A 21,024-nucleotide genomic window follows, 5' to 3' on the forward strand; every position below is an offset into this window, starting at 1 on the left:
AGCCACTTACTTAATCCATCTTCATTGACATATCGATCCAATTGGCTTGATGAACCATAGACCCCGTACTGATCGCATCCACACCCGTTCTAGCATACTCTTCGATGGTTTCGAGGGTGATATTTCCGCTCGCTTCGAGCAAAACTCCGCTGTGGTGTTCCCATTTATACTTGACTACATCACTGAGCGCTTCCACACTCATATTGTCACACATGACAATGTCTGCTCCGCATCGCATCGCGTGTGCCGCTATCTCGAAATCTTCCGCTTCGATCTCGATTTTAGAGGTAAACGGGATTTTTTTACGTGCCTCTTCCATAAAACTCTCTAAATTCGCGATCGTTTTAAGATGGGTATCTTTGAGCATCAGAGCATCGTCCAACCCCATCCGATGATTCGTCGCTCCGCCGATACGAGTCGCGTATTTTTCGAAATTGCGTAGCAGAGGACGGGTTTTTCGGGTATCGAGGAGTTTTGTCCCATAGGGAGCGATCAGATCGACGTATTTGCGGGTCAATGTCGCGATAGAACTGGCATGAAGCAGCATATTGAGCAATGTCCGTTCACACCGCAGCAGCGTGTGCGAATCGCCGGAGAGTTCCATCAAGACCTCTCCTTTGACAAACGACTCACCGTCATGTTTATGCCAAACGATCTCAAATTTCTCCATCTGCGCCAAAACACGTAGATACGCTTCCCCCGCCAAAACACCGTCGCTTTTAGCGATGATTTTCGCACTTGCAGGAACCGCATCGGAAACCCGCGCATACAGGTCCCCCCGCCCCACATCTTCAGCTAATACGTCACGGATAAATTGTTCGATCATAACGCCATCATCCTCTCTAATGCAATTTTTGCCCAGTGTGCAGTCTCTTCATCCACCTCGATCTCATTGATCGGGGCACCATCTTCAATCGATTTAAGGACATTATACAAATCTTCCAACGTCGTTTCATTCATCGTCGGACATTCGGGTTTAGTGGAGGAGAGGATATAAGTATTGGATGGACGGAGACGGTTCACCATATTAAACTCCGTCCCTACCGCCACCTTTTGATCCGCGGGAAGTTCCATGATGTATTTGATAAGCTGAGAAGTCGAACCGACGAAATCGGCGCGGTCACAAATAGCGGGATCACATTCAGGGTGGACAGCGATCAAAATCCCCGGGTATTTGGCGCGGTAAAACTCGATGTCATCGACGCTAAATAGCTGATGGACGGAGCAAAATCCGTCGTAACAGATGATGTCGGCTTCTTTGGGATCGGTTCCATCACCGAGTACGCACGATTTGAGTCCCATCATATTGGCGATGTTTTGCCCTAGACAGCGATCGGGGACGAAAAGGATCTTTTTCCCCTCGGCAAGGGCTTTGGTGATAATCATTTTGGCGTTGGAGCTGGTGCAGACCATCCCTCCCATTTTCCCGACACGTGCTTTGACGTCGGCATTGGAGTTGATGTAGGTGATCGGGAGGATATTCTCCTGAGCGATCCCGCTCGCTTCGAGCTTGGCGATCGATTCGTCATAATAGAGCCCGTCGATCATCTTCGCCATCGCACAGCACGCGAGTTTCGGCATTACGACCCGCTTATGAGGGCTGAGGATTTTGACGCTCTGACCCATAAATCCGACGCCGCAGAACACGACAAACTCTTTATCATCGGCCATCGTCCGTTTCGCCAGTTCGAGCGAATCACCCGTAATATCTCCCATCTCAAACACTTCATCGCGCTGATAAAAGTGCGCTACGACCGTAACGCTGAGACGGCTTTTAAGATCAATAATTTTTTGTTTCAATTCTTCGGTGTTCAAGCCACGCATCCTTATACATTCGGTAAAGCTGTTATTATAACCAAACTCATATCCCCCTCCCCTTGAAGAGTCAAACTTCCTAAGCACTTTTTTAGTTCATTGTAACCATCGGTGATTTATAATACTGCCACTCAAACTAATTGCTAAGGTTTTCAATGGATTTTTTATTTAACCAAAACGTACAGTTTTATCTGATCGCCTATCTCCTCGGCGGGATTCCGTTCGGACTCATTTTAGCCAAAGTATTCGCCGGCGTTAACATCACCGAATCGGGTTCTCAAAGTATCGGAGCGACCAACGTTCTTCGTGTCGTCAAAGAGACCAATCCTAAACTTGCCAAAAAACTCGGAGCCGCGACTCTCGCCCTCGATGCCCTCAAAGGGATTGCCGTCGTCCTCGCCGCCAAATATTTTGAGATGAGCGACAGCGTTCAATGGATGGTTGCCGTCCTCGCCGTTATCGGTCACTGCTTTAGTCCGTATATGTGGTTTGAAGGGGGTAAAGGGGTTGCGACGGGTATGGGCGTTATGGCCGTTATGCTCCCGATCCCTACCGCCATCGCTCTCATCGTTTGGGGAGTTGCCGCCAAAACCATCCGTATCTCCTCCCTCTCTTCGATGCTCGGGCTTGCCGCGCTCGTCGTAGCCTCTTTTGTTTTGTATCCGAGCATGTTTCACGCTCCGGTGCTCTTTATCGCCTTTATCCTTTTTTACAAACACATCCCTAACTTTGTCCGTCTGTTCAAAGGGGAAGAGAAGCGGGTCGCATGAAAATCCTGATCGAGAACCTCACCTTTGAGACGATCATCGGGATTCTCGATTATGAACGCACCAACCCTCAAAGGGTACAAATCGATTGTATTATCGAAAATGCTTATGCTGACGCTCATTTTATCAATTATGCCGAAGTCGCTGAAATGATCGAAGCGACAATGCATCGCGAACAATTCGAGCTGATCGAAACAGCCCTCGAACACCTCTCACGTATCCTGAAATCTTATTTTAGCTCCATCGAAACCCTCTCGCTAACCATTCGCAAGCCTGATATTCTCCCAAATTGCACTGTCGGTGTTCAAAAAAATTTCATTTTTTAAAAAAAATTGAAAAAAAGTTTAAAATTTTCTAAAACTATGGTATCATTTCGGCAAAATTTCCGTACCATGAGGAATCTGAATGCGTATTCTGATCATTGAAGATGAAGTAACCCTCAATAAAACCCTTGCAGAAGGGCTTAAAGAATTTGGTTACCAAAGCGATGTCGTCGAAACTCTAAAAGACGGCGAGTATTATCTCGATATCCGTAACTATGACCTAATTTTGATGGATTGGATGCTACCGGACGGTAACAGCGTCGATATCATCCCTGACATCAAAAGCAACACCCCTAAAACAGTCGTTGTTGTCCTCTCAGCTCGTGATGACAATGAGAGCGAAATTGAAGCCCTTAAAGCGGGTGCGGACGATTATATCCGCAAACCGTTTGATTTTGATGTTCTTGTTGCCCGTATCGAAGCGCGTTTGCGTTTCGGCGGAAGCAATATCATCGAAATCGATGACTTGACGATCAATCCTGAAGAGGAAAAAATCATCTATAAAGAAAAAGAGATCGAACTCAAAGGTAAACCGTTTGAAGTATTGACTCACCTTGCACGTCACCGTGACCAAATCGTATCCAAAGAGCAATTGCTCGATGCGATCTGGGAAGAGCCTGAGCTTGTTACCCCGAACGTTATCGAGGTTGCGATCAACCAAATCCGCCAAAAAATGGATAAACCGCTCGGTATCACTACCATCGAAACCGTGCGCCGCCGAGGATACCGTTTTTGTTTTCCAAAAGAAGCATAAGACGACGCTTTCTCTTCCAGCTCATTGTCGCTTCGGCGGCATTGGTCATCCTTTTCTCCTCCTTTTTATATCTTTTTATCAAGCAATCCATTTACGATGAAAAACAGGCCGAACTGATCGGTTATGCCGAAAATATCTCCTCGTACAAATCACTGTTGTCGGCTGCACAGCAAAACAGTACCGATACGCTAATGGGGCTGAGTGTAGAGCTTATTAACCTAAAGCAAAATGATGAACATATAGAGTTTTACGAGACGGAACACAAAGATAAAAGCGTAACACTGACCCTCATTTATCCGTTTGACTTTGAACACTCCTCTTATCTCAAAGTAAGCCGTGACATCACCCCGACCAAACGGCTGTTACGAAAAATAATGAACTCTATCTATCTCATCAATGCGGTCGGTTTCGTCGTCATTATCCTCTATGCCATTGCGTTTTCGAAAATGCTCATCGCCCCTATCAGTGCCCTATCTCGACGCTTGGCAAACATGAATGAGCATCTGATACGCCCGATCAAGGTAGAACAGCTCCCCGATGAATTCGAACCGCTGGGGGAAACTCTCAACCGTCTTATCGGACGGATACAAAACTTCGTCAAATACCAAAAAGAGCTCTTTATCGGTGCGGCTCATGAGCTTAAAACTCCTCTTGCCGTTATCAAACTCAAAAATCAGGTCACTCTGATCAAAAAACGGACCCCCGAAGAGTACATCGAAGCGATCCGCATTACCAACCAAAGCGTTGATGAGATGAATCGTATCGTTGCCGATATTCTCAACATCGGTCGCCAAGAGGGGGCACAGCTTGAAATTCCCGTCCAAGTAGATATTATTCAAATCCTCAAAAAGTGGGAGGGGGATTTCAAACTTTTGGCGAACAGCGAGAATAAAACCCTCATTGCCCATTTTAAACCCGATGCCTTCAGTGCACTGTTACAAGTGACACTGCTCAATCAGATATTGCAAAATTTCTTGCAAAATGCCCTTAAATTTACCCCTGAGGGGAAAACGATTCAATTCCAAAGCTATCTCAACAGTGTAGGAATCGTCATAGAGGTGATCGATGAGGGGTGCGGAATCGATGAAAGTGTCGATCTGTTTGCACCGTTTAAACGTCAAGGGAACAAATCAGGGGTGGGCTTAGGTCTCTTTTTAGCTAAAAGCGCCGCTGAAGCGATAGGGGCAACTATAACATTAACAAATAGAGAAGATGGAATCGACGGCTCATGTGCCCGTTTAGTCCTCCCCTCAAAACTGTGTTGCGTCCTCCCTTAGCGATAAGATTGAGTGATTTAAAACTCCTCAAAGGTTCCTTTCGCTATAAATCGCGCAATAACCATTAAAATAACCGAGGTTTCCTATGCCACTACTAATAGTCGATGAATGTATTGCATGTGACGCATGCCGTGAAGAGTGCCCAATGGACGCGATTGAAGAGGGTGATCCGATTTATATCATCGATCCGGACCGTTGTACCGAATGTGTAGGAACCTACGATGAACCTGCGTGTATCGCCGTTTGTCCTGTCGATTGTATTATCCCTGATAAAGACAACGTCGAAACCATGCAAGAACTTCTCTACAAACACAAACAATTAATGGAGGAAGAGGAGTAAAAATGGCCAAATGTACCGCTGTTATCGACATCGGAAGCAATTCGATGCGTCTTGCGGTCTTTCAAAAAACAAGCCGTTTTGCTTTTCATATTCTTCACGAAGCTAAAAGTTCTGTCCGCCTAAGCGAAAACGCTTATAAAAACGGTGGACATCTCCAAAACGAAGCCATGGATCGTACGGCTAACTCAATCGGGGAATTTTTATCGATTGCCCGTTCTTTCGGTGCGCGTAAGATTCTTTGTGTAGCCACTTCAGCACTTCGTGATGCCCCCAATGCCTCCCTTTTTCTCTCCCGTATCCAACGTGAACATAACCTCGCTATCAAAGTGATCAGCGGAGAAAAAGAAGCCTATTACGGCGGGATGGCATGCGCCAATCTCCTCCCTATGATTCAAGAAGCAGTCTCCGTCGATGTAGGGGGAGGATCAAGCGAATTTACCCTCCTTCGCAACGGTAAAGTGGAACAGCTTTTTTCTCTGAATATCGGAACCGTTCGGATCAAAGAACTTTTTTTCGATACCGATAATATCACAGGAGCCATTGCCTATATTGATGAAGCTCTAAAACAGCTCCCACCGTTCCATACCGATACTCTCATCGGGATCGGCGGAACCTTTCGTGCCCTCACCCGTGCTTTGATGAAAAAAGAGGATTATCCCCTCAAAAAGCTTCATGCCTATACGACACAAAGCGATTCTTTTTTACGCTTCACCGATCAGATACAAGACGCAACTCCCAAAAAACTACGTTCCCTCTTTATCAAACCCGATCGTTTTGATACGATCAAACCGGGGTCTCTTATTTTGGAGAGGATCATACGCCATTTAGAGGTCAATACGCTTCTCTGTAGCGGCGTAGGAGTTCGTGAGGGGGTATTTTTAAGCGACCTTCTCCGAAACGCTGGGGATCGCTTCCCTGCCAACTACAATCCGAGTGTCCGTTATTTGCTCGATACCTATGCGCATCACAGCGATCATGCATTGCAATGTGCTCACCTATCCAAACGTCTGTTTGAATCGCTTAGTCCCTTTCTCTCCATCGATCCTGCCTATAAGTACGAACTTGTTATCGCCGCCAAGCTTCTCTCTATAGGGATAGGCATTCGCTACTATGCCTATCAACGCCACAGCCACTATTTGGCCATGAGCGCTCTGGATTATGCACTCAGCCATCAACAGATCGCGCTGATTTCGCATTTGCTGTTATTTAAAAAAGGATCAAGTTCCTCCGACCTTCTCCCAAAAAACAGCTATGCTTCTCTACTGCCTGATGAATCGACCCTCGACGCGCTTGGCTTTATATTATGGCTCTCCCATATCCTTTTGGCTTCACGTGTGAATGCTTCGGAGATTGAGATTATATTCGAGGAGGGTCATCTGATGATTTCGGGAGATCACCTCTACCTTGCACGCGAACAGATTAAAAATATTGTTCTGCCGAAACGCCTCTCTATAACACTAAAGGATTAAACCCATGGCAGGAAGCAGTTTACTGATTCTCATAGATGATATTACCCTTTTACTGGATGATGTTGCCGCCATGAGCAAAGTAGCCGCCAAAAAGACGGCAGGTGTTTTAGGCGATGATCTCGCCCTTAACGCCCAACAGGTTTCCGGAATCCGTGCCGAACGTGAGCTTCCGGTTGTGTGGGGTGTTGCCAAAGGCTCATTCAAAAACAAACTTATCCTTGTCCCCGCGGCATTAGCTCTTAGTGCCTTTGCCCCGTGGTCGATCACGCCGATCCTTATGGTAGGCGGTGCCTATCTGTGTTATGAGGGGTTTGAAAAAATCGCACACCCTTTTCTCTCTCATCATGATGAAGATGAGCACAGCCGTGAGCTTCTCGAAGCGTTTCATACTCCCGAAGTCGATCTTGAAGCGTTTGAAAAAGAGAAAATACAAGGGGCAATCCGTACCGACTTTATCCTCTCGGCTGAAATTATCGTCATAGCGCTCGGAACTGTTGCCGATAAAGACATTATGACACAGGCTATGGTCGTTTCAGGGGTTGCTGTTGCTATCACCATAGGAGTTTACGGAATCGTCGCCGCTATTGTCAAAATGGACGATGTAGGTCTGCATTTACTCCAAAATGCCCCACAGGGAAGAGCGGGAAGTGTTCAGAGGGTAGTAGGAGAAGGGTTGCTCAACTTTGCACCGCGTCTCATGAAAATTCTCACCGTCGTCGGAACGGCGGCAATGTTCCTTGTCGGAGGAAGTATCCTCCTTCACGGACTTCCCGATGCTCACCATCTCGTGGAAAGTGCCGTACAAATCATAGAAAGCATCCCAACTGCCGGAAAAGTGTTAGGATCGATTACCCCTGTTATCATCGATGCGATTGCCGGGATTATAGCGGGTGGAATTGTGATGGGTGTAGTTGAAGTGATTTCAAAAGTATTTAAAGTATTCCGTCATCCTCGGGCTTAACCCGGGGATCCATCTTCAAAATGTAAAGCTGGATTCCCGCCTTCGCGGGAATGACAGAAAGACTAAAATCGCTGCCCGATAGTAAATTCAAAGTGCGTGAGATCATCTCCGGCTTTATTACCGATCGGATTGGCGAATACGAGCTGCAACGGTCCGACAGGACTAAACCACTCTAACGATACACCATAACCGCCCCGTTTGATTTCAGTCATACTGTTCTCACCGATCATCCCATAATCGATAAATCCTGTTGCCCGCATCTTCGCTTCGGGTACGAGAGGGACGCTAAGTTCAAAACTATTAGAGAAGGTTTGGGTTCCGCCGATCAAATCCAATTTTCCGTTGCTGTCGGAGTCAACTCCGCTGTTTGGCGATAATGAGTACGATTGATAACCGCGAACCGAACCGATCCCCCCCATATAGAACTTTTCACCCAGTTTCATCCCCTCTGAGTCTAAGCTTTTTTCATATTTATAACGCGCTTTGTAGCGAAGAATCAGATCAAAATCGGTCCATTTTTGCAATCCCTGATAGACACTAAAACTGGTTTGACTTTTCCAGAAACTGGTCTCTCCACCCAATCCTGCCACTTCAAACCCTTGCGAAAGTGCCATTCCTTCACGCGGAACATAATAATCATCGGTATTATCGAACGTTGCAGAGAAATTTACAGAACTTTTCGCATAGCTTTCATACAACCGCGGGTCCACAGACGTATTCATATCACTGTACTTATTTTGGGTATAGTTATATCCGACATAGCCGCTCACAAAACGGTTAAAGCGGTGCCCCGTACCGATGCTTGCCCCTTTTGATTCAACGGTATAGCTATCGTATTCGGTAGAACTGTTGAACACCGAAAAATTACCGCTGAAATCGCTATCATTGAGACGCGGATTAGCAATATTAAATGAGTAATTGCTGGTACGCTGAGATCTCTCAAGATTAATCCCGACCGAAATCCCTGAACCGAAAATATTACGATCACTTACCGCAACGCTAAGCAGTATCCCGCCATAACTCCCGTATCCTCCACCGAGCTGAATATTCCCCGTCGGTGCCTCTTTAGCCTGCACGATAATATCCATCGACTCATCATCGATACGCTTCTCTTCGATCGTATTGCTCTCAAAATAACCGGTTCGCCCTAACGCGTTACGGGAGTCTTTGAGGTTTGTCATACTGTACAGATCCCCCGGAGCAAGAAACAGTTCGCGGCGCACTACACGGTCTAACGTACGGTTATTACCGGAGACGATAACATTTCGGATATGGACTTTTTTGCCCGGATTGATGCGATAAACGACATCAACACTTTTAGAGTCTTTGTCTTTTTTCAAATCGGGTTGTACCTGAACATAGGCGTATCCTAAGTCGGCAATCTTAGTTTTAATCCGATCGGCATCTTCACGGAATGTTTTGATATTAAAGGGTTTATTTTTTTCTAATGCGATGATATTCAAAAGTTCTTGATCTTCAATCACCTTCGTATCTTGAAACACTAGAATATCAGATACGCGATAAACATCTCCCTCAAAAACGTTATAGCTCATCTGCGCTTCGTAATGGTCAAAATCGACCGCTACAAACGGCTCATCGATTTTCGCATCGAGAAACCCTCTCTGCATATAAAAATCTCGGATACGGAGCGGATCGTACTGCAACTCGGCAACTTTCATCTTACCGTCGTTTCGACCCCACATCCATCCCATGAATTGATGCTCTTTGTTGGCGATCATACTGTCAAATTCTTCAGGATCTTGAGTCAATACCCCCGCATAGGTGAGTTTTTTGATGATGATCTCTTGCCCTTCATTGACGATAAACGTAACCTGCATACTCCCGTTATCGAGTTTTTTGCTCTCAATCTCAACGACCGAATCAATCTTACCATCGGTACTCAGTGCATCGATAATCCGTTTTTTGGCACTTTCGAGTCTTTTTTCATCGAAAAGAGACCCTTTTTCGATTTGCAGAAGTGTCTTTTTAGCCTCTTCGTCGTTCTCTTTGTACCCTTTGAGTTCGATTTTGGAGATAATCGGTTTCTCTTTGAAGTGAAACGTAACTTTCCCCTCATTCTCTTCCGCCCAAACGTCTTCGAAATAACCCTGCTCAAAGAAATTTTTAACCGTTTTATCGACTGCCGCAGCATCTAAGGGTTCACCGACTTTGACTTCGTTAAGGCGCTTAGCCACAGCCTCGGAAATATGCACCATGCCGTCATACTGAATCGATTGTACGTTTTGTGTCGATGCGTGTACCAAAATACTCGCGAGGATCAAGGAGAGGGGTATTGTTTTCAAGCCAAAATTTCCGTTGCATTAAAATAGTCTCCCATTCTATCACTCTAACGATTAATAGGAGCGTAAATTAAACTTAAAAGGGCTAAAATGGCACCATTATACGCAAAGGGTAGTTATGAAAATCGGTATTGCAGGGTTAGGATTAATGGGAGGATCGATGGCTCTCGCCCTCAAACACCTCTCCTTTATCTCCTCCATTATCGGATGCGATCACAATAAAGAGCATCAAGCCGTCGCATTAGAGCGGGGGTTGGTCGAATCGTTTGTGAGTTTTGAAGAGCTCAAAGCGCAATGCGACGTTATCTTTTTAGCCGTCCCCGTAAACGGAGTGATCGAATTTTTACAGCAATCGACCGATTTGGCGGGAACCGATAAAACGATGATCGATTTGGGGAGTACAAAAGCCCTCATCGTCGATGCTATCCCGAGCAGTATCCGAGCCAATGTCGTTGCCGCCCACCCGATGACGGGAACGGAGCAATTCGGTCCGAGCGCCGCACTCGAGGGGCTTTATGCCGAAAAAGTGGTCGTATTGTGCGACTTGGAACACAGCGGTGCGACTCAACGCGATATTGCACTGCGTATTTTTCAAGCCATCGGGATGCAGATACGCCGAATGGGTGCGGCGCAGCATGACCGCCATGCCGCTTTTATCAGCCACATGCCCCACGTTATCTCGTATGCCCTCGCCAATACCGTGTTAGCCCAAGAAGAGAAAGAGAACATTCTCACGCTTGCCGCAGGGGGATTTAGGTCGATGAGCCGTTTGGCGAAAAGCTCTCCGGCAATGTGGGAAGATATTTTCCGCCAAAACAAAGATAACGTACTCGAAGCGATTGAACTGTTTGAAGTGGAACTGCAATCGCTCAAAACAGCTCTCAAAAATGAAGACTATGCCGAACTTCGCCGCGAAATGAAAGGGGCGAACAAACTCTACGATATTTTCAAATAATCACCATTTAAAAAGTCTCGTAGCTCTTTCTGAGGCTTTTTTCTGAATCGAAGCAGCGTTCTGGGGAGGAACACTCCGTTCACCCTTTGAAGCCCCTTGTTTCTGGACTTGCGCTCTTTTGATCTGGAGGATGCTCTGCTCCAGATTATGACCTACCCGCTCCGATAAGATCGGATCACTCGTGTAAACCCTCTCGTACCAATACCGCGCACGCTCAAAATGACCGCTCATATAGAGGGCGTTAGCTCGGTTGTATCGAACGTGTGGAGAATCGTGTTGCAACTGATAGCGCGCATAAAGCCGTTCACTCTTTTGATACTCTCCCGACTTGTATGCCTCTTTAGCCTCACGCAACAGCTGAAAATCCAAAATCCCGGCATCCCCGCTTTGAGGAGTGAAACTCAATGCTACCAGCACCATAGCGACACTCACACTGCTCCGCTTCGACATCGACGAGAGGGCAAAAAGGATTAGTAACATGGCTGCGCCCAAAGGATAAAAAAAGAGGGGAATGTGCGCTTGCAGAACGTTTTTCTCTCTCAGCTCCAACATTTTTTCGTGCACCTTTTCAACATCCGCCAAAGAGGAAACGGTGATAAAATGCTCACTCACGACCTTTTTGGACGTGACGACTACGCACATATCCGTATCATTTTGAGCCAATTTCTCCTCTAAAATAGTGGGGATAGAGGGTTTCGAGGAGGAGGTTAAATGTTGAATCAACTCCGCCAATATCGCCCCGTCATTGCTAAGCGGAGCGATGCGATACACCCGATCATCAAATGAAATCAGCTCTATCTCCTCCCCCAAAAGCGAATACAGGCTCGATAATGCCAATGAACGGGTCTGCTCAAAACTCCCCACCCCCCGATCAATAACCAAGGTGATATGAAGTTGTTTCTCCTTGAGCGGTGTGGAGCCGATAATCACCGGCTGTGCCATCGCGATAATCAACAGTATCGCCGACATCAGAAAAAGAGTATTACGCCCTTTGAGTCCCATCGTCGTTTCAGGGGCTCGAAGCTTGGCTAGGGCTCCTTCGCTCAGCCATCTATTCTGGAGCGGTTTTTGGGTAAGCCAAAAGTAAAATAGGATGAATGTCGGAGGCAATAGCCAGAACAAAAATTCGCTGTGTAAAAAACTCACGCCAGACCCTTTTGATTACGCCCGTACAGATAAAGTAGCATGGCTAAAAACCCCATAAACAAGGGATAAATATAAAAATAGACGAAATATTTTTGTTCCGTTATGACCGCAAACGGAGGGTGAGAGCGATCATTTACCTCCATCCAATATTCATTGGGTTCAATCACGCTCACCTCGACCCCGACGGGGAGCGAACGAACCAAATCCGTCGGCTTTTCGGATAGGATAATCGCCCATCCCCTCGCTTCGGGGGTCGTAGAGAAAAATCGTTCAACCTCTTTGGTCACTTTTCCCTCGGAGTGTTCGAAAGTGAGTTGCGAGAGTATTGTACTCAGCGCTTCATGATCGCGGCTCATTGGGATCACAACGGGTGAAGCGGTAGGAACATAGAGTGCGAAACGATCATAGTGGCGTCTATCGATAAACGATTTAATCTCCTCGACCCTCTCAGAGGTGATGGATTGCGGATCGATCACGAGGAGAATATCATACCCCTCTACCTCCTCTTTGATCTCCCGAACAGGAGACATCAACGCGACGATGAAAAGAGAGATCATCGCCCATTTGGAAACCCACATCCACAAAGGGGGCTTTGTTTCATCCATTCCAAACAGTGCATTGCGGGGAAAATAGATCGGGTTACTGCGAAGCGGACAGAGTGCCTCACATGCGAGAAAGAAAAAGAGGATAAATCCGAGCTTGGGAAACTGGAAATAAATCCCCTCAAGCATCGATAATCTCTAAATAAAGGCGATAATACCCTATCGTCTCCTCATCGATCATCTCCACCTTCGGAGCGTATTTGTAGGGGGTCAAACGCTCGAAGAGGTTATGATACGCCTTTTCTGTACGTTCGTTATCGGAGGCAAACACACGTCCGAGTTCACTGATGGTGTACGCGGCACGTTTGGGGTCGGAGAAATCGACCGATGAGAGTGCGCTAAAACGCTCTTTCCGCAAATTTACACGACGTTTTCGAATCTGTTTGAGGAGTGCCAAAATAAGCGCCAAGCTCAAAGCAACCGCTATGAGAACCACCGCGATAAAATAATAGAGTGAATAATCGGGGATCTCCACCAACGGGGCAATGTCATTTAGCGGGATATTCAAATCTTTCATACTCTCCCCTCAAACAACCGTCGCAACGTCACAATCGCATTCGCATCGGTATAGAGCTTGCTTGCGCGAACCCCCGCTTTTCGAAACGATTCAAAAAGTTCGATGTCATGCGCTCTCACCCGCTCGCGGTAGCGCTTCACGCTTTTCTCATTAAAATCCCCCTCCAGTACGGCACCGCTCTCAGGATCGATGAGGGCACTAAATCCCATCACCTCAGGATTCTCTTCGGCACGGTCGCGCACGACGATGGCAACCACTTCGTGCTTTCGAGCAAGGAGTCTCAAATCGGGAATCTCGAAAAAATCACCGATCAACACGATCAGGGAGCGACGCTTCGTCCGCCGATAAAGCTCTTTGATACTATGGTTCAAATCAACACGGTGATGCAGTATCTCCGCGTCCAAAACACTTTGCGTCGCCTGCTGTACCGAAAAACGCTTTTTCGCGGGACGAATCTCGTTTCGGAGGGTTTCGGAGTAATTGGCATGAGCGAAAACATCGCCGTTTGCCACCGCAGAGTATCCGATCAATGCCACCGCTTCGGCAACAGACTCGATCTTAAACTTCTGTGATCCGAAATGAAGTCCCCCGCCGAGCAGTGCGACGGTGAGGACATTAAGCTCCCGTTCTTCTCGAAACACTTTGACGTAAGGTTTCCCCATCTTCGCCGTAACGTTCCAGTCGATGTGACGGGTATCATCACCGCTGACGTATTCGCGCAGTTCGATGAAATCGTACCCCTCCCCCCGAAACATCGAGGGGTTATTTCCGATCCGATCCCCGATGATCTGGCGACGGGCTTTGATAAGGATCTGACGACTATTGTTCATTATGGAATCGGTACCGCTTTGATGATCTTCTCGATGAGCTCATCGACCGCTATACCCTCGGCTTCCGCTTCATAGGAGAGGACGAGACGGTGACGCATCAGCTCTTTGATAACCTGCGCAATGTCACTCGGTGTAACAAACTCCCGACCGCGTAAAAACGCCACCGCACGGGAGGCTTTGAACATATCGATACTCACACGGGGAGATGCCCCAAACTGCAAGAACCCTTTGATCTCACCGAGTCCAAACGCTTGCGGATCACGTGTCGCGCTAACGAGGCTTATCATGTATCTCTCCACCTCTTCGTCGATGTGGATTGATTTGACTCTCTCTTTGAGTGCGATCAATTGATCCGCATCGATTACCGCATTGATCGTTTCCCCTAGAGCAGATCCGACGCGTCGTGCAATGGAGAGTTCCTCTTCGGGGGTGTTGTATCCGACATTGATTTTGAGCATAAAACGGTCTAATTGCGCTTCAGGGAGTGGATAAACCCCCTCGTTCTCTATTGGGTTCTGCGTCGCCATAACGAGAAACGGAGGGGAGAGTTTAAAACTCTCATCCCCCAGTGTCACCTGTCGCTCCGCCATCACTTCGAGCAATGCCGATTGCACTTTTGCGGGGGCGCGATTGATCTCATCGGCGAGGAGGAGATTGGTAAAAATCGGCCCTTTTTTGATCTTGAATCCGTTATTTTGCGGATCATAGACCTCAGCACCCAAAATATCGCTCGGGAGCAAATCGGGGGTGAACTGCACCCGTTTAAATCCGAGTCCCAACGATTGCGAAAGAGCTTTTACCGTAGTCGTCTTCGCCAGTCCTGGAATCCCTTCGATCAGAATATGCCCATCACACAGCAACCCGATCAACAGCCCGTCGATCATTTTTTCCTGTCCGACAACGACTTTGGCTACTTCGGAGCGTATTTGATTAATTGTTTCTATCATAGTGTCACCTTTTTATCTGTTGTGAGTTTACCTTGTTTCTTTTTAGGTTTATATTTGTGTAGCGACTTATCTCGTCATCCCGTACTGGATACGGGATCCATTTTTTGCATTTAAAATAAACTCCATCATCCTACTACCAATCCCATTCTGCTCCTATAGAATTCATTATTGATAACAATTCATCGATTGATTGCGCTATTTCATGATCAGTTTGAGTAGCATATTTAAAATAAAACTGTTCTACTACTTTTCCATAAAAAAACAATGCATAAATCTGCATAAATTCACTAAATGCACTAGCTTCTAACCCAATTTGAAGTTCTAATTCTTTATTTCCTGATATTTTTGCCATCATGTAGCTTATAGTATCTTCGGCATTCAGATGGGTAGTTGCACTTAGTCTTGTATATACAGTGTGATAAGTTGTTTCATGACCTACTTCTTGGAATCTTTTCAATATTTTTTTTGGTAAAAAGAAGTTTTCATCTATATTTAGTATGTTTTTTACTTGCTCTATATATTCTTGTACAAAATCTTTTTTATATTCATTAAGCATTCGCCTAGTTTGAATTCTTGGTAAATGGACATCCTTTTCTTCTTGCGTTGTTAGTGATTTTTCCCAATCGCTTATATGTTCCATATCTTCATCTATATATTTTTTTAGCCATGAAAAAACTTTACTATCTGTTTCATCTTTTAAAAAAAATAATACATTAACTGAAGATTCTATAGCCGTTCTTGATAACACTTCAGATGATGCATGATTTTTTGTACAAATACAAGAGATGCCTCCATTTATTTGCTCATATATTCTATTTATAAGTTGAAAAACTATAGCAACTGTTGGATTTTTATGAAAATCATCTTCTTGCAACTGACCCATTGCGAACCTCAATTTTTTATGGAAAATGGCAAGAATTTCTACACATCTTTCAGCATTCTTCCAGTTTTGTAAAATTTTAATTTGGTGGTATTGCTCAAATTCTTTGACTGCTGAATTTTGCATTTTTTTCAAATATTTTCCTTTACTGTATCTAGTTTCATTCGTGGTGAGCCTGTCGAACCATGAACCGTTCACCCTTCGACTAGCTCAGGGCGAACGGTAAAAAATTTATATGTGTTTTAATGGTATCTTTTATGCCCTTAATTCATCGAAATTCTATTTTGCACCCCATTTGTGGTACAATTATAAAAAAGGAGTTTGCCATGCGTACCAGTACCAGCATCCGAATCGACAACGATGCAAAAGAGATCGCTACCGCTGTGTTGAAACAATACGGCATGAGTCTGAGTGATGGAATCAACCTCTTTTGTAAACAAGTCGCCCTCACCCACTCCATCCCTTTTGAACTCAAAGTCCCAAGCGAACGGATGAAAATAGCCCTGCAAGAACTCGAAGAGCGCAAGGGTGAGAAATTCACCTCGATGGAAGCGTTAAAACGAGATTTACTCTCGTGAAATACGATATTTTTCGGACGGCATCGTTTAAAAAAGGGTTTAAAAAACTCTCATCCAAACACCAAGAAGAGGTCTTTGTCGTCATCGAAATATTAGCCAACGGCGATGTGCTCCCGCAAAAATACAAAAACCACTCCCTGAGCGGAAATTACAAAGGCTGCTGTGAGTGCCATGTGCGACCCGATTTATTACTGATCTACCGAATAAACGAAGGGGTACTCGAACTTACTCTTGTCGAAGTCGGCAGTCATTCTGATTTATTCGGATAATTCATTTTTTTATCCATTACTTTTAGCTTTTCATATTTTAGTTACACCATTGTTTTTCACATGGAATTCCATCCCCATTCCCATCCATTTTTGTATTTGGGCAATTATTAAGAAAATAAGTGGCTTCTTCACATGATTTCATTTGAGAGCAATGTTTTCTACCGTCACATTGAAAGTTACTTGTTTTTCTCATCTGTGATGTCGTATTCATTGATGTCGGAGATGCTTTCATCTTTGATCGATCTTTATCCGATTCTTTTCTCTCTAAAACTCGTTCATAATACTCTTTTCCGTCATTGGGGCGAAATGCCGTTCCGCAATCATTACTGTACGGATCATAAAAAACGATTGTCCCCGTATTGTCATCCCAATAGACTTTACGATTACCCGGAATAATTTTAGGAGTCTTGGTTGTCATAATAGTAGTGATATGATTTTGGAACTCTTCAGTATTGCCAATTTTTAGAGTTTCTGGCATTTCTATATTTCCTATTCTCTTTTTTTCAGAAAATTCACTACTATGATTCGTCCATGCGTGTCCGTGTGCAATTTTATCCGCTATCTCTTCAGGCACATTTACAAGACATTCAGCATAAGATGAGACTGTAAAAATGATAAATAATGCACTGTACAATATTTTGAACATACCAGAAATCCTTTTATCTTTTATTATCAAAACAAATTTTTTCCAACCTCTTCTTCGCTTCACGCAAATCCAGTGTTCCCGCTTCGAGTTCGGCGATAATCGGCTCGTACGCTCTCTCCCCTGAGAGAGCAAGAAGCATCACAAGTTCTTTGGAGGTTTTAGCGTCATCGTAAAACTGCTTTCGTTTTCTGCGAGGTCGCATCTTCCACACTCTTCGTGCAACCTCACCCAACAAGATCCCTGCAATCACCAGTGCCCCATAGAGAGCAAAACGAGCCAAAGAACTCCAATCACGCAAAGCGGGAGGATCGAGGAGGTTGGAGCGCTCGAATCCTTGTGCCACTTCGATCGCTACCGCCTCACTCTCTAAGCGTTTGATCTTTTGACTTTGGGTATCAAACACCTCGATAGAGATTTTCGGAATCACAAAACTTTGCTCACTCACGAGGGCGAATTCCTGACGTATCTCCCCCGAAAACCCCGCCGTATCGGGGGTGATGTCGCGGGTCGGCGCTTCGGCGAACACATTGACACCGCTGATGTTTAGCTCATACGGGACATATTGATCGAGGTTCCCACGTCCACGGATATAGAGGCTCAAATGAACCGGTTCATGAGCCACCACACTTCGTTTATCAACCCTCACTTCCAAAGATAACTCTCCGCTGAGTGCCGCTGCGTTGGCTTGTGCGGCAATCAGTACTTTGGGCAGATGGGCAGTCTCATCATCGAAATCGTATTTTTTGACGTTATCGCGACCGATGGAGGCATTCTCGATCGATGCAAACGTCGTATGACGCATCAGTGCATCCAATGCAACCTCAACGCTCCCCTCTTGGGTCGGGGTGATCAGTACATCAAAGGTCTGTACCCGTTTCCCCTCCACGATCCGATCACGCTGGGTTAGGATAGAGGCTTTATAGCGTTCATTTCCGCTCGGTTTAAACGCAATCGTATAGTCCGCCGCATTGGTTGAAAAGGTGCACTCATACCGCACTACGCCGCTTTGATGAACATAGAGACTTTGCGGCGCTTCGAGCACCTTCCATTGATAGGTTGCCCCCCATCCGGACACACTGAGAATCATCAGCGCGACTAGCCTACCAAGGCTTCGTTTCATGGACACTCCTTTGATTGATCAATTCATACTGTTTGGAACTAAGCGCCGCTTTGCCCTGCGACGTTGAAAAGCGCGGATCTGCTTGCGCCTTTTTCCCTGCATCTCCCGCACCGGAGGAGGCTATATCGCTTTGCATATTCGATCCTCCCCCCTCTTTGGTTTTCTTCCCCTCACCCGTGGTTTTGTTCTCATCCGAGGTGAATTGATCTTTTTTCTCTTTACGGACATTGAGCGATTTTTGTTCTTGCGCTATGGCAATCGCTTTTAGATTCTGATCGGCTTGGCGGCTATAACGCAGTGTGAGCGATTTGAGCAGTGCTTGACGAGCGTTTTCAAACTCGCTGAGACGGATATGAGCGTTACCCATATTGTAAAATATTTTGGATTTGAAAATCGGATCATTCGATCTGATCGAGCGATACACCGCCAGTGCTTCGGCATATTTTCCCCCTTTGTAGAGAGCAGCCGCACGATTAAACTTCCCCTGTGGCGAATCGATATGATAATACCACTGAGCCGAACGTTCATAATTTCCATGAGAATACTCATATTTCCCTAAGGTTTGATAGGGATAATCGAGCAACCCCGCATGGGCACTGATCCCTACAAAAGCCAAAAAGGGCAATACTTTTTTGTTTATTTTCTCCCCTAAGCTCGTATACGCCAGTACAAATGCGATCAACGCCAACACCAGAGGAAAATAAAAGAGTTCTTCATAGCGTGTCACCGTCGTAGAACCCGCAAAATCTTCACTCCGTTCACGTTCGATCCACTCGATCACCGCGTCCGCATCGGCGCCGTCGATTACTTTCCCCCCGCTATGAACGGCGATGGCATTAATCGCATCGTTGCGTGAGCTTACGACGATATGCCCCTCTTCATCTTTGAGCGACCCGTTTTCGCTAGGCAGAGTACTCCCGCCTGATGTGGCGAGCATCACGATACACACCCTCAATCCGTTTTCCTCTGCAAACGCCGCTTCTTTCTCATACGAGAGTTGATCTCCTCCGTCGGTAAAAAGGACGAGCAACGGGTGCTGTGCATGGGACATTTTACGGGCAAGTTCCAACGCACTCATCACCTCTGTCCCTTTGGTGATAATCTGCGACTCATCGAGTGAGCCGAAGAGGTGTTCGAGAAGTTCGGTATCTTTGGTCAGGGGGGAGAGGATAATCGCACTCGTCGTATGGGCAAGTACCCCGAAGCGATCTTTTCTATCGGTTACAACAATACGCTTCAACACCCTCTTCGCCGCATCCAGCCGTGTGGGTGCAACGTCGGTCGCCCTCATCGAATACGACACATCGACGGCTAAGATCACATCGCTTCCCGATTCTTCGACGCTGATCGGTTTTTCTGGTATTACGGGACGGGTGAGGGAGAGGATCAAAAAGAAGACACTCACCAACAGCCAAACTTGGTGATGCCAGCCATAGCGACGTGCCCCCCAGAGATAGAGGGGGAGGAGGATAAGAGCATATAGCCACAGAGGGGATAACAAACTCATCCTTTGACCCTCCTTCTCCAACCTAACCACAGGACAATGAGCAATGCCCCCGCCACCGCGTACTGAAAATAGTGTTCAAAAAAGGTGTGCTCGGCACTTTTGATGCGGGAGCGTTCGAGTGTATCAATCTGATCATACACCGCTTTGAGTTCCTTTTCATTGGTGGCACTGAAATACTCCCCCCCGCCATCACGCGCCATTTGGGCTAAAAGTTTGCTATCAAACTCCCCCTTTTCGCCGATCCCGATGGTGTAGAGTTTTATCCTAGCTTTTTGCGCCATCGCTACCGCCTCTTTGGGGGAGATCACACCGCTGTTGTGTTCTCCATCGGTGAGGAGGATAATCACTTTGGATTTGGCTTTGGAGTCTTTGAGCGCTCTCACCGCTTGCGCTACCCCCTCGCCGATAGCGGTATTTTGCCCCGCCATACCGTGACTCAGATAGCCGATCATCTCGGCGATAATCTCTTTCTCATAGGTCACGGGAGTCGCGATAAAGGCAAAATCCCCAAACACCACCACCCCGACGTTATCTTCACGCCGTTTCATCACAAAATCGGAAGCGATCTTTTGGACGATCTCAAATCGGGATAAGCGGCTCTCATCACTCCCAAACCCCGAGGCGTTCATCGACCCGCTGGCATCGAGGCTTAGGACGATGTCGATCCCGTTACGGTTGCGCGGATCGGAAAAATCAACCACGACGGGAGTCGCCAACGCCCCCACCATCAATGTCACGGCAAGCGCTTTGAACAACCACTCCATGTTTCGCCATTTACTAGGATTGCCGAAAAATTGCAGATGGGGAAAATAGCGCTTTTGGGGGATGATTTTGCACGCGTACAGGCAATAGAGGATGGGAGGGAGTGCTAAAAATGCCCACGCAAAATCAAATGACCAAATATTCATACTTTTATTATAGCGTTTCGTCTCTTTGTCGTTGTTTTTGTATAAAATTTTTAAATAACAATTTGTGAACTCGAAGAAAATTTGGTACACTCCGCTTAAAAAGATCGGATTTA

Annotated in this window: 23 protein-coding genes; 10 read left to right on the plus strand and 13 right to left on the minus strand. The window is 46.2% G+C overall.

The features are described 5' to 3' along the window. Positions 1 to 10: 10 nt before the first annotated feature. Positions 11 to 826, minus strand: coding sequence for a carboxylating nicotinate-nucleotide diphosphorylase (nadC, locus tag VFW36_RS02365; protein WP_329657221.1), 816 nt, complete (start codon positions 824 to 826; stop codon positions 11 to 13). Further along, positions 823 to 1,815: a quinolinate synthase NadA gene (gene nadA, locus VFW36_RS02370; protein WP_414720220.1), complete on the minus strand. Its 993-nt coding sequence runs from the start codon at positions 1,813 to 1,815 to the stop codon at positions 823 to 825. Before nadA ends, nadC begins: the two co-directional genes overlap by 4 nt. 155 nt (positions 1,816 to 1,970) lie before the next feature. On the opposite strand from nadA, the gene plsY reads away from it, so the two are divergent. The 7 genes from plsY to VFW36_RS02405 all read left to right on the plus strand — a co-directional run bounded on the left by plsY (position 1,971) and on the right by VFW36_RS02405 (position 7,706). Further along, positions 1,971 to 2,585 carry a glycerol-3-phosphate 1-O-acyltransferase PlsY gene (plsY, locus tag VFW36_RS02375; RefSeq protein WP_329657223.1) on the plus strand — a complete coding sequence of 205 codons (615 nt, stop codon included), beginning with the start codon at positions 1,971 to 1,973 and terminating at the stop codon, positions 2,583 to 2,585. Then, positions 2,582 to 2,908 (plus strand): dihydroneopterin aldolase, encoded by a 327-nt coding sequence (locus tag VFW36_RS02380; RefSeq protein ID WP_329657224.1) that lies wholly within the window; start codon positions 2,582 to 2,584, stop codon positions 2,906 to 2,908. The genes plsY and VFW36_RS02380 overlap by 4 nt, the downstream gene beginning before the upstream one ends. Before the next feature lie 79 nt (positions 2,909 to 2,987). After that, positions 2,988 to 3,659 (plus strand): homeostatic response regulator transcription factor HsrA, encoded by a 672-nt coding sequence (gene hsrA / locus VFW36_RS02385; RefSeq protein WP_294895609.1) that lies wholly within the window; start codon positions 2,988 to 2,990, stop codon positions 3,657 to 3,659. Next, positions 3,638 to 4,936 (plus strand): HAMP domain-containing sensor histidine kinase, encoded by a 1,299-nt coding sequence (locus VFW36_RS02390; protein ID WP_329657225.1) that lies wholly within the window; start codon positions 3,638 to 3,640, stop codon positions 4,934 to 4,936. Before hsrA ends, VFW36_RS02390 begins: the two co-directional genes overlap by 22 nt. Positions 4,937 to 5,021: 85 nt before the next feature. Beyond that, the gene (locus VFW36_RS02395) at positions 5,022 to 5,276 is read left to right on the plus strand and encodes a YfhL family 4Fe-4S dicluster ferredoxin (protein WP_013459298.1); all 255 of its coding nucleotides are present in this window, start codon (positions 5,022 to 5,024) and stop codon (positions 5,274 to 5,276) included. Between the two features lie 2 nt (positions 5,277 to 5,278). After that, positions 5,279 to 6,745, plus strand: coding sequence for a Ppx/GppA phosphatase family protein (locus VFW36_RS02400; protein ID WP_329657226.1), 1,467 nt, complete (start codon positions 5,279 to 5,281; stop codon positions 6,743 to 6,745). Positions 6,746 to 6,749: 4 nt separating this feature from the next. Beyond that, positions 6,750 to 7,706 carry a DUF808 domain-containing protein gene (locus VFW36_RS02405; RefSeq protein ID WP_329657227.1) on the plus strand — a complete coding sequence of 319 codons (957 nt, stop codon included), beginning with the start codon at positions 6,750 to 6,752 and terminating at the stop codon, positions 7,704 to 7,706. Between the two features lie 62 nt (positions 7,707 to 7,768). Here VFW36_RS02405 and bamA read toward each other — a convergent pair whose 3' ends face one another. Further along, positions 7,769 to 10,009 carry an outer membrane protein assembly factor BamA gene (bamA, locus tag VFW36_RS02410; protein WP_329657228.1) on the minus strand — a complete coding sequence of 747 codons (2,241 nt, stop codon included), beginning with the start codon at positions 10,007 to 10,009 and terminating at the stop codon, positions 7,769 to 7,771. Between the two features lie 115 nt (positions 10,010 to 10,124). Here bamA and VFW36_RS02415 point away from each other — a divergent pair, with 115 nt between their 5' ends. Further along, the gene (locus VFW36_RS02415) at positions 10,125 to 10,961 is read left to right on the plus strand and encodes a prephenate dehydrogenase (RefSeq protein WP_329657229.1); all 837 of its coding nucleotides are present in this window, start codon (positions 10,125 to 10,127) and stop codon (positions 10,959 to 10,961) included. Here VFW36_RS02415 and VFW36_RS02420 read toward each other — a convergent pair whose 3' ends face one another. The 6 genes from VFW36_RS02420 to VFW36_RS02445 all read right to left on the minus strand — a co-directional run bounded on the left by VFW36_RS02420 (position 10,962) and on the right by VFW36_RS02445 (position 16,009). Next, the gene (locus VFW36_RS02420) at positions 10,962 to 12,107 is read right to left on the minus strand and encodes a hypothetical protein (protein WP_329657230.1); all 1,146 of its coding nucleotides are present in this window, start codon (positions 12,105 to 12,107) and stop codon (positions 10,962 to 10,964) included. Further along, a complete protein-coding gene (locus tag VFW36_RS02425) occupies positions 12,104 to 12,838 on the minus strand; it encodes a hypothetical protein (protein ID WP_329657231.1) in 735 nt (244 codons plus the stop codon). Before VFW36_RS02425 ends, VFW36_RS02420 begins: the two co-directional genes overlap by 4 nt. Next, on the minus strand, positions 12,831 to 13,226 hold the full coding sequence (locus VFW36_RS02430; protein ID WP_329657232.1) for a hypothetical protein: 396 nt from the start codon (positions 13,224 to 13,226) through the stop codon (positions 12,831 to 12,833). Before VFW36_RS02430 ends, VFW36_RS02425 begins: the two co-directional genes overlap by 8 nt. Next, the gene (locus VFW36_RS02435) at positions 13,223 to 14,056 is read right to left on the minus strand and encodes a DUF58 domain-containing protein (RefSeq protein ID WP_329657233.1); all 834 of its coding nucleotides are present in this window, start codon (positions 14,054 to 14,056) and stop codon (positions 13,223 to 13,225) included. Before VFW36_RS02435 ends, VFW36_RS02430 begins: the two co-directional genes overlap by 4 nt. Continuing rightward, positions 14,056 to 15,003 carry a MoxR family ATPase gene (locus VFW36_RS02440; protein ID WP_329657234.1) on the minus strand — a complete coding sequence of 316 codons (948 nt, stop codon included), beginning with the start codon at positions 15,001 to 15,003 and terminating at the stop codon, positions 14,056 to 14,058. Before VFW36_RS02440 ends, VFW36_RS02435 begins: the two co-directional genes overlap by 1 nt. Positions 15,004 to 15,136: 133 nt before the next feature. Continuing rightward, positions 15,137 to 16,009: a DUF5677 domain-containing protein gene (locus VFW36_RS02445; RefSeq protein WP_329657259.1), complete on the minus strand. Its 873-nt coding sequence runs from the start codon at positions 16,007 to 16,009 to the stop codon at positions 15,137 to 15,139. A 200-nt stretch (positions 16,010 to 16,209) separates the two neighbouring features. Here VFW36_RS02445 and VFW36_RS02450 point away from each other — a divergent pair, with 200 nt between their 5' ends. Continuing rightward, positions 16,210 to 16,461: a type II toxin-antitoxin system RelB/DinJ family antitoxin gene (locus VFW36_RS02450; protein ID WP_295012412.1), complete on the plus strand. Its 252-nt coding sequence runs from the start codon at positions 16,210 to 16,212 to the stop codon at positions 16,459 to 16,461. Further along, complete coding sequence (locus tag VFW36_RS02455) at positions 16,458 to 16,730, plus strand: type II toxin-antitoxin system YafQ family toxin (protein WP_329657235.1); 273 nt, start codon at positions 16,458 to 16,460, stop codon at positions 16,728 to 16,730. The genes VFW36_RS02450 and VFW36_RS02455 overlap by 4 nt, the downstream gene beginning before the upstream one ends. 37 nt (positions 16,731 to 16,767) lie before the next feature. Here VFW36_RS02455 and VFW36_RS02460 read toward each other — a convergent pair whose 3' ends face one another. Genes VFW36_RS02460 through VFW36_RS02475 form a run of 4 tightly spaced genes read right to left on the minus strand, consistent with a single transcriptional unit; the run spans position 16,768 to position 20,911 of the window. Beyond that, positions 16,768 to 17,376 carry an excalibur calcium-binding domain-containing protein gene (locus tag VFW36_RS02460; RefSeq protein WP_329657236.1) on the minus strand — a complete coding sequence of 203 codons (609 nt, stop codon included), beginning with the start codon at positions 17,374 to 17,376 and terminating at the stop codon, positions 16,768 to 16,770. Positions 17,377 to 17,389: 13 nt separating this feature from the next. After that, on the minus strand, positions 17,390 to 18,496 hold the full coding sequence (locus VFW36_RS02465; RefSeq protein ID WP_329657237.1) for a hypothetical protein: 1,107 nt from the start codon (positions 18,494 to 18,496) through the stop codon (positions 17,390 to 17,392). Next, a complete protein-coding gene (locus VFW36_RS02470) occupies positions 18,477 to 20,003 on the minus strand; it encodes a VWA domain-containing protein (protein ID WP_329657238.1) in 1,527 nt (508 codons plus the stop codon). The genes VFW36_RS02465 and VFW36_RS02470 overlap by 20 nt, the downstream gene beginning before the upstream one ends. Beyond that, entirely contained in the window at positions 20,000 to 20,911 is a 912-nt protein-coding gene (locus tag VFW36_RS02475) for a VWA domain-containing protein (RefSeq protein WP_329657239.1), read from the minus strand. The genes VFW36_RS02470 and VFW36_RS02475 overlap by 4 nt, the downstream gene beginning before the upstream one ends. Between the last annotated feature and the right edge of the window lie 113 nt (positions 20,912 to 21,024).

This window comes from Sulfuricurvum sp. (genome assembly GCF_036279695.1).
In the GTDB taxonomy this organism is placed as follows: domain Bacteria; phylum Campylobacterota; class Campylobacteria; order Campylobacterales; family Sulfurimonadaceae; genus Sulfuricurvum.